The 14509-nt window shown below is 66.7% G+C and carries 15 protein-coding genes; 6 read left to right on the top strand and 9 right to left on the bottom strand.

The window, feature by feature from the left end; translation table 11 throughout:
• Window positions 1-77: 77 nt before the first annotated feature.
• Window positions 78-1649: an MFS transporter gene (locus tag A5724_RS16815; protein WP_067804107.1), complete on the top strand. Its 1572-nt coding sequence runs from the start codon at window positions 78-80 to the stop codon at window positions 1647-1649.
• On the opposite strand, the gene mftG is transcribed toward A5724_RS16815, so the two are convergent.
• The 7 genes from mftG to mftA form a co-directional block, all read right to left on the bottom strand.
• A complete protein-coding gene (gene mftG, locus A5724_RS16820) occupies window positions 1639-3060 on the bottom strand; it encodes a mycofactocin system GMC family oxidoreductase MftG (RefSeq protein WP_067804572.1) in 1422 nt (473 codons plus the stop codon). The genes A5724_RS16815 and mftG overlap by 11 nt on opposite strands.
• A 7-nt stretch (window positions 3061-3067) precedes the next feature.
• The gene (mftF, locus tag A5724_RS16825; protein ID WP_067804110.1) at window positions 3068-4480 is read right to left on the bottom strand and encodes a mycofactocin biosynthesis glycosyltransferase MftF; all 1413 of its coding nucleotides are present in this window, start codon (window positions 4478-4480) and stop codon (window positions 3068-3070) included.
• Window positions 4477-5235 carry a mycofactocin biosynthesis peptidyl-dipeptidase MftE gene (gene mftE, locus A5724_RS16830; RefSeq protein WP_232004880.1) on the bottom strand — a complete coding sequence of 253 codons (759 nt, stop codon included), beginning with the start codon at window positions 5233-5235 and terminating at the stop codon, window positions 4477-4479. The genes mftF and mftE overlap by 4 nt, the downstream gene beginning before the upstream one ends.
• A 119-nt stretch (window positions 5236-5354) precedes the next feature.
• On the bottom strand, window positions 5355-6548 hold the full coding sequence (gene mftD, locus A5724_RS16835; protein ID WP_067804116.1) for a pre-mycofactocin synthase MftD: 1194 nt from the start codon (window positions 6546-6548) through the stop codon (window positions 5355-5357).
• A gap of 3 nt (window positions 6549-6551) precedes the next feature.
• Window positions 6552-7718, bottom strand: a complete 1167-nt coding sequence (mftC, locus tag A5724_RS16840) for a mycofactocin radical SAM maturase (RefSeq protein WP_067804119.1) — start codon at window positions 7716-7718, stop codon at window positions 6552-6554.
• Complete coding sequence (mftB, locus tag A5724_RS16845) at window positions 7715-8020, bottom strand: mycofactocin biosynthesis chaperone MftB (protein WP_369830643.1); 306 nt, start codon at window positions 8018-8020, stop codon at window positions 7715-7717. Before mftB ends, mftC begins: the two co-directional genes overlap by 4 nt.
• Complete coding sequence (gene mftA / locus A5724_RS33175; RefSeq protein WP_082965088.1) at window positions 8005-8097, bottom strand: mycofactocin precursor MftA; 93 nt, start codon at window positions 8095-8097, stop codon at window positions 8005-8007. Before mftA ends, mftB begins: the two co-directional genes overlap by 16 nt.
• Window positions 8098-8163: 66 nt before the next feature.
• On the opposite strand from mftA, the gene mftR reads away from it, so the two are divergent.
• The 3 genes from mftR to A5724_RS16865 are packed head-to-tail and all read left to right on the top strand — an operon-like array spanning window position 8164 to window position 10655.
• Window positions 8164-8814 carry a mycofactocin system transcriptional regulator gene (mftR, locus tag A5724_RS16855; RefSeq protein WP_232004872.1) on the top strand — a complete coding sequence of 217 codons (651 nt, stop codon included), beginning with the start codon at window positions 8164-8166 and terminating at the stop codon, window positions 8812-8814.
• 42 nt (window positions 8815-8856) lie between these two features.
• The gene (locus tag A5724_RS16860; RefSeq protein ID WP_067804127.1) at window positions 8857-9378 is read left to right on the top strand and encodes an RNA polymerase sigma factor; all 522 of its coding nucleotides are present in this window, start codon (window positions 8857-8859) and stop codon (window positions 9376-9378) included.
• Entirely contained in the window at window positions 9375-10655 is a 1281-nt protein-coding gene (locus A5724_RS16865) for a VOC family protein (protein WP_067804130.1), read from the top strand. Before A5724_RS16860 ends, A5724_RS16865 begins: the two co-directional genes overlap by 4 nt.
• Here the strand turns inward: A5724_RS16865 and A5724_RS16870 are convergent.
• Together A5724_RS16870 and A5724_RS16875 are read right to left on the bottom strand one after the other, a co-directional pair.
• Window positions 10652-11827, bottom strand: coding sequence for an NAD(P)/FAD-dependent oxidoreductase (locus A5724_RS16870; RefSeq protein ID WP_067804133.1), 1176 nt, complete (start codon window positions 11825-11827; stop codon window positions 10652-10654). The two genes, A5724_RS16865 and A5724_RS16870, sit on opposite strands and share 4 nt — an antisense overlap.
• 56 nt (window positions 11828-11883) lie before the next feature.
• On the bottom strand, window positions 11884-12330 hold the full coding sequence (locus A5724_RS16875; RefSeq protein WP_067804578.1) for an Lrp/AsnC family transcriptional regulator: 447 nt from the start codon (window positions 12328-12330) through the stop codon (window positions 11884-11886).
• 113 nt (window positions 12331-12443) lie between these two features.
• Here A5724_RS16875 and ddaH point away from each other — a divergent pair, with 113 nt between their 5' ends.
• Together ddaH and rocD are read left to right on the top strand one after the other, a co-directional pair.
• The gene (ddaH, locus tag A5724_RS16880) at window positions 12444-13256 is read left to right on the top strand and encodes a dimethylargininase (protein ID WP_067804135.1); all 813 of its coding nucleotides are present in this window, start codon (window positions 12444-12446) and stop codon (window positions 13254-13256) included.
• Window positions 13229-14503, top strand: a complete 1275-nt coding sequence (gene rocD, locus A5724_RS16885; RefSeq protein ID WP_156752324.1) for an ornithine--oxo-acid transaminase — start codon at window positions 13229-13231, stop codon at window positions 14501-14503. Before ddaH ends, rocD begins: the two co-directional genes overlap by 28 nt.
• The last annotated feature ends 6 nt before the right edge of the window (window positions 14504-14509 follow it).

Here is a 14509-nt window from a genome sequence, read left to right on the forward strand (position 1 = left end):
AGCGGGGAAACCAAGACTGTCGGTCTCGTACCGAGACTGTTAGTCTCAAAAATATTCCACCCAAAGGAGACGACCTGATGGTCGACACCCTCGCGCGATCCGACCAGAATATCGACGGCCACGTCGCCTCCTTGTCGAGCCGCGCGCGCACCTGGTTGCTGGCCGTTGCCGCGGTCGACGTTCTGTTGGTCATCGCGTCGATGGTTGCGCTCAACGCGGCGCTGCCGGACATCGCGGTGCAGACCTCAGCGACGCAGACCCAATTGACGTGGATCGTCGACGGCTACACGTTGGTCCTCGCCTGCCTGCTTCTGCCTGCGGGTGCGCTCGGCGACCGGTACGGCAGGCGTGGGGCGCTGCTGCTGGGCCTGGCAGTCTTCGCCATCGCCTCGCTGGCGCCGACGGTGTTCGACAGCCCCGTCCAGATCATCGTCGCCCGCGCGGTCGCGGGTCTGGGTGCGGCGTTCATCATGCCCGCGACGCTGTCACTGCTGACCGCCGCCTTTCCGAAGAGCGAGCGCAACAAGGCCGTCGGAATCTGGGCGGCCGTCGCAAGCTCGGGTGCCGTCTTCGGTTTCATGGGCACCGGGCTACTGCTGAAGTTCTTCTCGTGGGAGTCCATCTTCCACGGCTTCGCCGCGGCCAGCCTTGCCCTGTTCATCTGCACATGCACCATCACCTCGTCGAAGGACGAAACCGCGACACCGCTCGACTGGGTGGGCGCCGTCTTGATCGGCGGCGCAGTCGCGGTATTCGTTTTCGGGGTCGTCGAAGCGCCGGCACGCGGGTGGACACATCCGATCGTGTGGGGCTGCATGGCTGCGGGCGTGATGTTGGCCGCGGTGTTCGCAGTGGTCGAACTGCGCCGCCGACATCCGCTGCTCGACGTTCGACTTTTCCGCAGGCCCGACTTCGCCGTCGGGTCGATCGGCATCACGTTCCTCTTCTTCGCCAACTTCGGATTCTTCTTCGTGGAAATGCAATTCATGCAGTTGATCCTCGGCTACAGCGCATTGCAGACGGCGTTCGCGCTGACACCGTTGGCGGTGCCGATCATGGTGCTCGGTGCGACGCTGCATCTCTACCTGCCGAAGATCGGCCTGCGGGTGGCCGTGGCGTCAGGCCTGTTCCTGATCGGCGTGGGCCTGTTCACCATGCGGTTCCTCGATGCCGGGTCGAGTTACCTTGACCTCGTCTGGCCTCTGCTGATCACGAGCGTCGGAATCGGGTTGTGCGTCGCACCAACGACTTCGGCGATCATGAACGCGGTTCCCGACGAGAAGCAGGGCGTCGCCTCTGCCGTCAACGACACCACCAGGGAGGTTGGCGCCGCCGTGGGAATCGCGGTCGCCGGTTCGGTTCTGGCGGCGCAGTATCACAACGTTCTCGCTCCGGCACTCGCCGGATTCCCCGAGCAGGTGCGCCAGCATGCGCTCGACTCGCTGGCCAACGCCCTGGCCGTCGCGGACCAAATGGGCCCGCAGGGAAAGCGACTCGCAGAACTCGCCGAGAACGCGTTCATCCAGTCGATGGACCTCTCGCTGCTGGTGATGTCGGCCAGCTTGATGGTGGCGGCCGCCTTCGTCGCGGTGTGGTCGCCCGGCCGCGACGGTCAGCAGTTCGATTTCATCCGGCGGATCAAGCGATGAACTCGGCAGCCCGATGACCCATCATGACGATCGTCGCGTGCGGGCCGCGGCTGGTGATCGCGGGAAGCACCGACCCGTCGACCACCCATAGGTTGTCCACGCCGTGCACACGGCATTGCGGGTCGACGACGGAGTCATCGCCGACGCCCATCGGTGCGGTCCGCGCCAGATGTTGCGATGTGGACCAGGAGACTCGGGCGACTTCCGCTGTGGCACCGGCCAATTCGCGCGCCAACTCGGCACCGGCTTTTAGCTTGGCGACATCGGCAGGTTCGCTGTCATAGCGGTGTTCGATGGTCGGCGGGACGTCAGGGTCAGGCGAGGCCAGCGCGACCCGGCCCCGGGACTGCGGTTGCATCAACGCGACGCCGATGTGCGGCCGGTCGGCCGGGTCGTCACGACGGCCGCTGATCATCGCGTGGAATCCCGCGGTATAGGGCCGGATCTCGAGACCGTCGGTGGTCAGCACGGCCTCCAGCGGAGGCAGATCGTGAGTTGGCGACCAGTCCACAGGCAGCACCAGTTCCGGATGGTCGACAGCGGCTGCGCCGACGGGCAGATCGGCGATCACCGAAACCCCCACCGCCTCCAACGACTGCGCCGGACCGATACCGGACACCATGAGCAGCTGCGCCGACCCGATTGCGCCTGCAGACAACACGATTCGGTCGGCGGCCAACTCGAACTGGCCGTCCGGCCCGACACATTCCACGCCGACAGCGCCGCCCCGGCTCGTCCGCACCCGCCTGACATGTGTGCCGGTCAGCAGCGTGAGGTTGGCGCGTCCCATCGCAGGATTCAAATACGCGCCGCCGGGACCGACCCGCGTCCGCCCGTTGATGTTCAGGGGCACCGCACCGACGCCGGTCGGCAACGAATCGCCTGCCGTGGCGCCGTTCAAGTCGGTGAGCCACGGATACCCGGCTTTGCCCGCGGCTCGCACGAAAGCTGCTGTACAGCCGTCGAATTCCGGCATCCGCCGAACAAATATCGGCCCGTCCGAGCCGTGCAACGCAGTGTCGAAGTCGAGATCGGTCTCGATGGCCCGAAAGTGCGGCAGCACGTCGGCCCAGGTCCATCCGGGCACGCCCCAACCGTCGAAATCCGAAGGCAACCCCCGGCAGAAGTAGCCGCCGTTCACCGCCCCCGATCCGCCGACCACCGCGCCGCGCATGATCTGGGCGTGGCGTTTCGGCGCCTCGGTCAGCGTTGTCGGGTAGCGGCGCACCACCGAGCTCGCGGTGCCGATCGGCAGTCGCAGGCCGTCACTGATCTGCGCCAGCACCTGCGGATCCGACGGCGGCGGACCGGCCTCGACAACGGTCACCTGGCATCGCCCACCGGCGGAAAGGCGTTCGGCGAGAACAGATCCAGCGCTACCGGCACCGACGATCAGGACATCGATCTGCAATGTCGCGTCAGGTCCGGATCTGGGGTTTGAGCGCACCGAGGTGGCGTTCGCGCACCACACCGGTCCACAGTCCCACGCCGTAGGCGATGTCGTCGAGTCGCTTGAGCACCAGGTAGGTGAGCAGCCCGACCCGTTTGGTGTCGTCGTCGACGTTGCCGTTGCGGGTGATCCAATCGACGACGCCGTCGATCGCCGCCGCCACGAGCACCACCTGCCTGCATCGCCGGGACATCAGTGCGGCGATCAACGCGACGGGCCAGTAGTGCCTGCAGATCGCGGAGGCCAACTGCAGGGCGGCCGACCACAGGCCGTGCGCGGCGACCACCGCCACCTCCTTGGGCTCCGTCTCGACGGTGCTCAGCGAGTTCGCGATGCGACGGCCGGTGATCGCCGCGACGACCATCGACGCCAGGTAGCCGATTCCCGAGCCCATCGCGAGCAGGATCCACACCACCAGCGTCCATCCGGAGATCACCAACGGCGCGGTCTTGCCGGGGTGCCGGATCGACAGCGGCGCGGCTGCCTCACCGTAAAAAGCCTTGCGCACGAACCAATCTCGCACCTGCGTGCGGTGATCATGCGCTACTAACGCGATCGGCTCGTACCGCAGTCGCGCGCCTGCTTCGATGAAGCGCCAGCACAGGTCGACGTCTTCTCCGGACTTGAGCGTCTCGTCGAAGCCGCCCAATTCCTTGAGCACCGAGCGCCGGCAGATGATGGCGGCGCTGGGGACGTAGGAGACCGTCCCGTAGGGCACCACCGGCGCTTCACGCAGTCCCAGGTCCAGTGACGAGCGCACCGCCTCGTAACGTGCCACCAGGTTGTCGGCCTGCCGCAGACCCACGATCCGCGGTGCGACAAGCGCGACGGCGGGGTCGCAGAAGTGCCCCAGAAGCGCTTCGAGCCACCCGCGCCGCGGTACCACGTCAGAGTCCAGGAACGCCACGAAGTCCGTGCTGCACGCCGCCAGGCCGGTGTTACGCGCCGCTGCGGGGCCCTTGCTGCGGGCGTGCCGCAGCACCTGGATGTCACAGTGCATGTCGACGAAGTCGCCGTGCTGCACCGGCAGGTACGAGCCGTCGTCCACGACCACCACGCGCATGCCGCGCAGTGTACCGACCAGTCGCAATAAGCCAGTCATGTTGTCCCGCACGGGGATAACCACGGTGACATCGCGGTGCGACGGGCCACTAGCCGGGCGCGGATGCGCGACGGTGGCGTCGAGCAGAGTGCGCGCGAGTTGCGCGCTGACCGCGTCGTGGACCTCCAGCCTGCCGCCGTTGAGCATGGTCTGGGCAGCCGGTGCGAGGCGCAGCAGCCTGGTCGGCGAGCCGCCGAGGAGGGCGGAGCCCTCACCGAGCACCTTCACCCTGCGGTCGACCTGGACGGCGAAGCCGTCGGGCAGACGCGGCCCCGTCATGTCAACATCCCGTCGCGGTCCGGCGCCCACCGGATGATGCGTTGCAGACACGCGACCACCATCTCGGCGAGGATCCGTTCACCTTCCTCGGCCGTGGCGGTCGTCGGGTCACCGAGGACACCGAGGTCGCTGACGGCAGCGACACCGCCTTCGCGCAGCTGTGGCATCAACTGCGACAACGGCTCGCGGTTGCCGGCTAACCGCTCTTCGATGCGCACAGCTGCCGGCGAAATACAAAGCAATACAGAGGTTTCGGTGTGGCCCGCGTGTGCATCGGCGTTCTTCGCGGTGCACGAACACCAGCCCGCGTCGCGGCCCTCGTATCGAAGCAACGCCACCGCGGCCGCGAGCGCCTCGACGTTTCCGCCGTGGCCGTTGACGAAGACCAGGCGCGACGCCCACCGCGACGCGGACCGGCCGAACTCGACGAGCAGCAGCCGCAGCGCCGACGTGCCGATGGATACCGTGCCGGGGAAGCCTTCGTGCTCTCCGCTGGCCCCGTACCCGATCGCGGGCGCCAGCGTCCAGTTGGATTCATCCGATCTCGACAGTCGGTCGGCAACAGAACGGGCGACAAACTCGGCGATGCGCGTGTCGGTGTCCAGCGGCAGGTGAGGACCGTGCTGTTCCACCGAACCCACCGGGATGATCAACGCGGGCGACGTGCCCTGAAGCTGCCTCGACGCGGAGTTCGCGAGCTCGGTGGGGAAAGCCACCCGCCGATGGTAGGCCGAATTCGCCTGGCGTGCGCCAATTGTTGGCGCATGCGCAGCAATTGATTTCCGCGATCTTTTCTCAGCAGGCGAAGGCCAGCCACGCCAGCCCCCTGCGCCACGCCTGTACCAGGGCATTCGGCCCTGACCCGGGTTGCAGGTCAGGAGTCGGACGCCGGGGGGACGCCGAGCGCCCGGGTGAACCCCGGCGGCACCAGCACATCGTCGGCAACAAGATCGTGGACCGACGCGCGCCCCAGCCCCCGCAACGCCGAATCGATGCCGCCTCGAAGGATGTCGAGCACGTTCTCGACCCCGGCTTGACCGTTGGCGGCCAGGCCCCACAGGTAGGCGCGACCGATCATGACGGCCCGCGCACCGAGCGCCAGCGCTTTGACCACATCGCTGCCGCGGCGCACGCCCCCGTCCAGCAGCACCTCGACATCCCCGCCGACCGCTTCCGCGATCGCGGGCAGCGCCCTTATTGACGCGGGCGTGCCATCCAGGTTGTTGCCGCCGTGGTTGGACACCGAGATCGCCGAAACACCGGCATCCACAGCACGTTTGGCGTCGTCGACGCGCATCACGCCCTTGAGCATGAAAGGTCCGCCCCACAGCTCGCGCAGCCACGCGATGTCCTCCCAGGTGGGCGGGGGCGTGCCCATCCACTCGCCGTAGGCCTGGAAGAACGGCGGCCCGCTCTCGCCACGCGCCGCCTGATTGGGCACACAGAGGTCCGGCGGCCGGATGTTTTTCGCCCACTGCATCGAGTAGCGGGGCCTGCTGACCAGTTCGGGCAGCATCGACACGACGGTGCCCAGGCTCATCTTCTCGGGGATCTTGGGGCTGCCCCAGTCGCGACCGTGCGAGAAGCTCCAGTCGGTGGTGACGATCAAGCCGACGGCGCCTGCCTCCCGCGCACGTTGCACCCGCGCGGCGATCGCGTCGCGACCACCAAGCCAGTACACCTGGAAGAACAGCTTCGGGTTGGCGGCGATGACCTCTTCGATGGGCTTGCTGGCAAACGACGACAACCCCATCGCGGTGCCCCTGGCCGCTGCCGCCATCGCGACGGCGACTTCACCGTCGGGATGGACGGTCTGCACACCCGTCGGCGAGATCACCACCGGCATCGAAATCTCTTGCCCCATCACCGTTGTCGCCATATCGCGCTTCTCGAGCGCGCCGATGACATGCGGGGCGAAACCGAGCTCGCCGAACGCGTCGGCGTTTCCGTTGACGGTCAGGCCTTTTTCACTGCCTGCGACCAACGCCCCGTAGACGGATTTCGGGAGGCGCTTGCGCGCCCGCTCCTGCGCGATGGCGACGGTTTCGAACCATTTGTCGCGTGCCATGACTCACACCGGACTTTCATTGCACAGCCGGGCGGGCGGCTTGGTCAGCAGTTTCAGCATCACAGGCTGGCTGCGTGAGTGGTCGACGCTTGACTTCGGCTTGACCCTGTCTTGGGCTAATGCGGGTGCGCCGTAGCCCTGCACGCATTCAGGGTCCGGCCCGTCCAGCGGCAGACCGGTGAAGAACTTGGCGGCCATGCACCCACCTCGACAGCTGTCATAGTGTCCGCAGCTGCTGCAGGCACCTGCCGACTGCGGCTCGCGAAGCTCGCGGAACAGCGGCGCGTTCTGCCAGACATTGCGAAAACCGCCGTCCGACAGGATGTTTCCAGCCAGAAACCGATCGTGTATGGCGAACGGGCACGCGTATACGTCACCGACCGGGTCGATCAGACAGACCACGCGCCCTGCGCCGCACAGGTTCAGCCCGGCGAGCGCTCCGGGCTCACCCAGGCCGGACAGGTGGAAGAACGAGTCGCCGGTGAGCACCCGCTCCCCCTTGGCGACCAGCCAGTCGTAGAGCCGCACCTGCTGCTCGGCGGTCGGATGCAGTTCATCCCACACGTCGGCGCCACGTCCCGACGGCCGCAATCGGGTGATCCGCAGCGTCGCGCCGTAACGCGCTGCAAGAGCGGCGAAGTCGTCCAACTGGTCGACGTTGTGCCGGGTCACGACGACCGAGATCTTCGCATCTTTGAAGCCGGCCTCAGCGAGGTTCTCCAACGCCCGCGTCGCCATTGCGAACGAGCCATGGCCGCGCACGGCGTCGTTGACCTCAGCGGTCGCCCCGTCCAGCGAGATCTGTACGTCGACGTAATCGCTTGCGGCAAGCCGCTTTGCGATCTCCGGGGTGATCCGGACACCGTTGGTGGAGAACTTCACGCCCACGTGGTGCGCGGTGGCATAGTCCACGAGCTCCCAGAAGTCAGACCGCACAGTCGGTTCGCCGCCACCGATGTTGACGTAGAACACCTGCATCCGCTCGAGCTCGTCGATGATGTCCTTGCACTGCCGGGTGGTCAGCTCACGCGGATCGCGCTTGCCGGACGATGACAGGCAGTGCACACACGCCAGATTGCAGGCGTACGTGAGCTCCCACGTCAAACAGATCGGCGCGTCGAGGCCACGCTCGAACTGCTCGACCAGCCGGGGTACGGGTGCGACTGTCATGCTTCTCCCGATACGAGCATCTTGGACTCGGCCAGCACGCCGAGTGCGTGTAGATACGGCGCCTGCCGCGCATCGTCGATTCCGGCGGCCCGGCACGCCGCTCGAGCGTCGAGGTGGTGGTCAAGCGACGTGACCACCTCGACAATCGTGCGGTTCTTGAGGAACGACAGCTTGCGCGTCCCGAAGTGGTAGAGGAGTGCGCCGAACGGCTCGGGCCGCACCGCCACCTGACGGTGCAACCGCCAGCTCAGGTCAGGATTGAACCCCGCGGCAGGCGTCGCCACGGTCAGTAGACCCCGCACATCCCGTCGATCGACACCTCTTCAACCAGGGTCTCGGTGACGAGCTCTTCGGTTTCAACCTGCTGATTCGGTTCCATCAAGCGCGCCTTTCCAGTCACAGTGTCTCGACAATTGTGAGCGAGATCGCAAGAATATGGCATCGAGTGCCGAAATGGAAGGGCGCGGTGGTGGCGAGGCAGGAATCCGGACACCGGGTGGGCCGGCGACGCTCGACGACGCCCGACCACATCTCCAACGTGGCCATCGATCTGTTCTCGGCACGGGGCTTCGACGAGGTCAGCGTCGACGATGTCGCCGAGGCTTCCGGAATCGCCCGCCGCACCCTGTTTCGATACTACCCGTCCAAGAACGCATTGCCGTGGGGCGACTTCGACGCGCATCTGGCTCACATGCGCGACCTGCTCGAGCACCTGAACCCTGACGTGCCGATCAACGAGGCGCTGCGCACAGCGCTGCTGGCGTTCAACAGCTTTGACGAGCAGGAGACGGCCCGGCATCGGCAGCGGATGCGTGTGATCCTGCAAACCGCTGCGCTGCAGGCCTACTCGATGACGATGTACGCCGGTTGGCGGGCAGTCGTCGCTGCGTTCGTCGCAAAGCGGTTGGGCGGCAAGGCGGAAGACCTGGTCCCCCAGACGGTGGCGTGGACGATGCTCGGCGTGGCGCTCTCAGCCTACGAACACTGGCTGGCCGACGAGTCCGTGTCGCTGGCACAGGCACTGGGGCAGGCATTCGACACCGTCAGCGACGGTCTGTCGGCGCTGGAGCCCGGGATCCGCGGAAAAAATTCTTGAGTCGGGCGTCGGAGTTCACGCCCGTGCGGCGACGATAAGGGCGTGAGCGCCGAACCGGATGGCAACGACGCTCCGCGGACCCTGCTGGCGCTGTACGACGATGCACTGCCGGTCGTGTACGGCTACTTCGTCAGACGCTGCGGCGACCGCGGGACGGCCGAGGACCTGACGTCGGAGACCTTTCTGGCGGCCATGGACGCCGCCCGCAAGGACACTCCGCTGCCGATCAGCCTGCCGTGGCTGCTCGGCGTCGCACGGCACAAGCTCGCCGACCATTACCGGCGTCGACACGACCGGTTCAGCACCCCGGTGGCTGAGCTGCCCGAACCGGTCCCCACCGACGACTGGGACGCCGAACTGGACCGCATCGTCGCCGAGAGCGTTCTTGCCAGGCTTCCTGAGCAGCACCGCACGGTGCTGGCGCTGCGCTATATGGACGACTGCTCAGTGCCCGAATGCGCCGAGTTGATCGGCCGCACCGTGCACGCCACCGAGGCGCTGCTGGTGCGGGCCCGGCGCGCGTTCAGATCGCACTATCCGCAGCCGGATGGAGGGCGGCCATGAACAACAGCCACGATCCGCTGACCGTGCTGCATGCCGACGAGACTCCGGTTCAGCCCGACGCGGCGTTCGCGGCCCGACTGCGGGCACGCCTGGAAGACGCAGTGACTTTGTTTGAGGCACAACCCAATCGAACGCAAGGAGTCGTCATGAGTGGCACCGACACCGCCATCGCCGAACTCAACCAGCCAGCCGCCCCGCGCCCCGCTGCATTGCCGTACCTGTCGGTCGGCAATGCGCGGGAGGCCATCGCTTGGTATGCCGACGTCTTCGGCGCAGCCGTTCTGGGCGAGCCGTTCGAGATGGACGACGGCCGCATCGGGCATGCCGAGCTTGCGATCGGCGACGGTGTGCTCTATCTCGCCGACGAGTATCCCGAGTTGGGTTTGAAAGCACCTGTCCCACAGGCGACGTCAGTGAGCCTGATGCTGCATGTCGTCGATACCGACGCCACGCTGGCACGTGCCCGCGACCGTGGGGCGCAGGTACAGCGGGAGCCCTACGAGAACCACGGCGCGCGCAACGCGACGATCGTCGACCCGTTCGGGCATCGTTGGATGCTCAGTGGGCCGGTCACCGGCGCGCCGCTGCAGATCCAGCACGGCGACGTCGGCTACGTGTCGGTGTGGACGCCGGATGCCGATCGCGCCGCGGCGTTCTACGGCCATGTGCTGGGCTGGACCTACGACCCCGCCACTAATCAGGTCACGAACACCACGCAACGCATCGGGATCTTCTCCGTCGATGTTCCGCCGACCCTGTTCTGCGCGTATGCGGTGGCTGACCTCGCGGCCGCACGGCAGGCGATCGCCGACGGCGGCGGAACGGTCGATGAACTCGAGCACTTCGACTTCGGCACGTTGTGTGGCGCGACCGATTCGCACGGCACGTCGTTCGCCGTCTTCCAACCCAACCCCGGCCAGCCGCGGCCGGCGCTCAACGGCACTGGGCCAGGCGAACTTTCGTATATCACCTACGAGGTACCGGACTCGGCGGCCTTCAAGGCGTTCTACAGTCAGGTGTTGTACTGGACATTCGAACCCGGCCGCATCGAGGACGGGTGGGCCATTGCGCAGACGCACCCGATGGCGGGCGTCGCCGGTGGCAGCGACGCCGCGGTGACGGTGCCGATGTGGACCGTCGCCGACATCGACGCCGCGGTGGCCCGGGTTAGCGAAGCGGGCGGCACCGTCATCGACGAGCCGTCGCAGCAGTCCTACGGCATGTCCGCGCAGTGCACCGACGACCAGGGCACCCGCTTCTACCTCGGCGAGTTCTAGCCGAGGACGTCGGCGATCGGCGCGCCCGCGGCGATCTTGGACCGCACCTTCATCACCTTGCCGGGCATGCCGCCGCCAACGACGCCGGCGACCACGCCGTCGCGTTCGTAGAACGCAAGAAACTTGCGCCCGTCGTCCTCGACGACGTGGACGGTGTCGGTGGCCTCCGGTTCGCCGAGGCATTGGATCTTCACGTCGTACTGATCGCTCCAGAAGTACGGGACCGAAACTGCGCCGGGTGCATCCTTGCCAAGCATCGCGGGCACCAGCACCCGCGCCTGGTCGGCGACGTTGCTCCAATGCTCAACGCGCACTTGATGTCCCACCGGATGACGCCAGGACGCGACGTCGCCGATCGCCCACACGTGCGGTGCGCTGGCGCGGCCGTGCTCGTCGCAGACCACACCGTTGTCGACCTCGATGCCGGTGCCCTCCAGCCACGAGGTGGCCGGATGTGAGCCGATGCCGACGACAACGAGGTCCACATCGAGTTCGGTGCCGTCGCTGAGCCTGACCTTCTCGACCTTCGCGGTGCCGAGCACCTCGGCCACCCCGACACCGCAGCGCACGTCGACGCCCTCGGCGCGGTGCAGTCGCGCCACCAACTCGCCGATCCGCTCGCCGAGGACAGACGCCAACGGCGCCGGTTGCGGTTCCACGAGGACGACGTCCACGCCCAGCTTGCGCAGGCTGGCCGCCACCTCACAGCCGATGAAGCCCGCGCCGACGACGACGGCGGTGCGCGCGGAGCCGGCCTCCTTGCGCAGCTTGAGGCTCTCGTCGAAATTCCGAAGCACGTGGATGCCCGGTAGATCGGGGAAGGACGGAATTCGCTTGGGCACCAACCCGGTTGCGATGATCACCTCGTCGTACTCGACGAGGCTGCCGTCCGCCAGGGCCACCGTCTTCGCTTCGGTGTCCACCGAGCTGGCGCCGTTGCCGAGCAGCAGGGTGATGTCCTGTTCGGCGTAGAACTCGGCGGGCTTGAGGGTGACGTCGTCGGTCTCGGCGCGCAGCACTTCCTTGGACAGCGGCGGCCGGTCGTACGGCAGGTGGTCCTCGTCGCTGACGATGGTGATCGGTCCGGTGTATTCGGAGCGGCGCAGTTGCTCGGCGGTGCGCGCGGCGGCCAGTCCGCCACCGACGATCACGATGCCCCCACTGATGCTCATGGGCAGTTCTTACACGATGCCCTTACCGTTGTGTCCGCCACCCTGTGGTTGACCTCTTAGCCGCGCATCCTGTCGATGATGTTGGTGAGCACCACAATGCTTTCGCTGCGCTCGACGTCGGCGGCCGCCCGGATTCGCTCCAGGGCCTCCTCCAGATGCTGCATATCGCGGGCCAACACGTGCAGCATCGCGTCGGCGGTGCCGGTGACCGTTGCGGCGCTGACCACCTCGGGAATGTCGATCCAGGCCTTCCGCAACTCGTCGGGGGCGATCGTGCCGTGCCGGAACACCTGCACGTAGGCCTCGGTGTTCCAGCCCAGCGCGCTGCGGTCGACGACGGTGGTGAAGCCGCGGATGACCCCGTTGTCAAGCATGCGGTCGACCCGCCGTTTGACCGCGGGCGCGGACAGGTTCACCCGCTGGCCGATCTCGGCGTAGGTGGCCCTGGCGTCCTCGGCCAATTCGGCCAGAATCCGCTCGTCCGTCTCGTCCAACCGCTCCATGACCACCTCCACACAACAAACCGACGCGATTTTCAGTTTGGCACAACATATCGTTGGTCGACACGCAATAAACGGCGATTGATTGCAAAAAGCAGCGCTTATACCGTTGAATCATGACGACTTCGCGCGCGCCGCGCCCTCGCCACTACGCCATGACGGCGCCCACTTTCTTTGCGGTGGAGTACGCCATCAATCCGTGGATGGACACCTCGACATCGGTCGACACCCACGTCGCCCTGAATCAGTGGGAGACACTGCGGCAGACATACAAGGAACTCGGCCACACCGTGGAGTTGGTCGAGCCCGTCTCCGGCCTCCCGGACATGGTCTACGCCGCCAACGGCGGCCTGCTGGTGAACGGCAAAGCGGTAGTCGCCAAGTTCGCCTATCCGCAGCGCGCGGGTGAGTCGGCCGCCTACGCCGAGTGGATGACGCGCCACGGCTTTGAGCCCGCGCACACCCGGCACGTCAACGAGGGCCAGGGCGACCTGCTCGTCGTCGGCTCGATCGTGTTGGCGGGCTACGGCTTTCGCACCGAAATCGAAGCTCACGCCGAGATCGCGGCACACGTCCAGATGCCCGTGGTGAGCCTCGAGTTGGTCGATCCGCGCTTCTACCACCTCGACACCGCGCTCGCGGTGCTCGACGACACCACCATCGCCTACTACCCGCCCGCGTTCAGCGCCGCCGCCCACGCGAAGCTGCGCGAGTTGTTCCCCGACGCGATCGTGGTCGCCGCCGCCGACGCCGATGTGCTGGGCCTCAACGTGGTGTCCGACGGTCTGAACGTGGTGATGCCTGCCGCCGCCACCGGCTTCGCCGAGCAACTGCGCCACGCCGGATTCCGGCCCGTCGGTGTCGATTTGTCCGAACTGCTCAAGGGCGGCGGGTCCGTCAAATGCTGCACGCTGGAGGTACATCCGTGACCATTCTGGATTCCATGACGGCGACCGACACCGCGATCGACCTCGACAATCGCTACGTCGCGCACAACTACTCTCCGCTGCCGGTGGTGGCGGCCAGCGCCGAGGGCGCATGGATCACCGACGTCGAGGGACGCCGCTACCTCGACTGCCTGGCCGCGTACTCGGCAGTCAACTTCGGGCACCACAATCCGGAGATCATCGCAGCCGCACACGCGCAACTGGACGCCGTGACACTGGTCAGCCGGGCCTTCCACTCCGACCGGCTGGGACCGTTCTGCGAGGCCTTGGCCACACTGTGCGGCAAGCAGATGGTGCTGCCGATGAACAGCGGCGCCGAGGCCGTCGAGAGTGGCATCAAGGTGGCCCGCAAATGGGGGCACGACGTGAAGGGCGTCCCCGCAGGACGAGGCAACATCATCGTGGCGCACAACAACTTCCACGGTCGCACCACCACGATCATCAGCTTCTCCGACGACGAGACCGCGCGCCGCGGGTTCGGCCCCTACACCCCCGGCTTCCGTGCGGTGCCGTTCGGTGACGCCGATGCGCTGGCCGCCGCCATCGACGACGACACCGTCGCGGTGCTGATCGAGCCCATCCAGGGCGAGGCTGGCATCATCGTGCCCCCCGACGATTACCTGCCGCGGGTGCGCGCACTGTGCACCGAGCACAACGTGTTGATGATCGCCGACGAGATCCAGTCCGGCCTGGCCCGCACCGGACGGACGTTCGCGTGCGAGCACTGGTCAGTGGTTCCCGATATTTATCTGCTCGGCAAAGCCCTTGGCGGCGGCGTGGTTCCGGTGTCGGCCGTGGTGGCAAACCGGGACATCCTCGAGGTGTTGCACCCCGGCGAGCACGGTTCGACGTTCGGGGGCAACCCGTTGGCAGCCGCGATCGGAACGACTGTGGTCGGCATGCTGCAGCGCGGTGAATTCCAGACCCGCGCAGCGCAATTGGGTGAGGTGCTGCACGCACGGCTGCGCGGACTCATCGGCCATGGTGTGGTCGCGGTGCGCGGCATGGGCCTGTGGGCGGGCGTCGACATCGACCCGTCCCTGGCCACCGGGAAACAGATCAGCATGAAGTTGGCCGAGCGCTTCGTGCTGGTCAAGGACACGCACGGCTCGACGCTGAGGTTTGCTCCGCCGCTTGTCATCACGGCCGAGGAGATCGAGTGGGCGATTGATCAGTTCGCCCAAGTTTTGGCGGACACAGGTCCACACTTGAGTTGTAGTTCAATCTAGGCTCCG

This window comes from Mycobacterium sp. ACS1612, from assembly GCF_001667505.1.
Classification (GTDB): domain Bacteria; phylum Actinomycetota; class Actinomycetes; order Mycobacteriales; family Mycobacteriaceae; genus Mycobacterium.

Coding starts and splice junctions, on each gene's coding strand:
- ddaH (WP_067804135.1), top strand. CDS start 12,444: ATGACGACTTCGCGCGCGCCGCGCCCTCGCCACTACGCCATGACGGCG.
- A5724_RS16865 (WP_067804130.1), top strand. CDS start 9,375: ATGAACAACAGCCACGATCCGCTGACCGTGCTGCATGCCGACGAGACT.
- mftF (WP_067804110.1), bottom strand. CDS start 4,480: ATGACGGGGCCGCGTCTGCCCGACGGCTTCGCCGTCCAGGTCGACCGC.
- mftD (WP_067804116.1), bottom strand. CDS start 6,548: ATGGCACGCGACAAATGGTTCGAAACCGTCGCCATCGCGCAGGAGCGG.
- A5724_RS16870 (WP_067804133.1), bottom strand. CDS start 11,827: ATGAGCATCAGTGGGGGCATCGTGATCGTCGGTGGCGGACTGGCCGCC.
- mftC (WP_067804119.1), bottom strand. CDS start 7,718: ATGACAGTCGCACCCGTACCCCGGCTGGTCGAGCAGTTCGAGCGTGGC.
- A5724_RS16875 (WP_067804578.1), bottom strand. CDS start 12,330: ATGGAGCGGTTGGACGAGACGGACGAGCGGATTCTGGCCGAATTGGCC.
- rocD (WP_156752324.1), top strand. CDS start 13,229: ATGCTGCACGCTGGAGGTACATCCGTGACCATTCTGGATTCCATGACG.
- mftA (WP_082965088.1), bottom strand. CDS start 8,097: ATGGAACCGAATCAGCAGGTTGAAACCGAAGAGCTCGTCACCGAGACC.
- A5724_RS16815 (WP_067804107.1), top strand. CDS start 78: ATGGTCGACACCCTCGCGCGATCCGACCAGAATATCGACGGCCACGTC.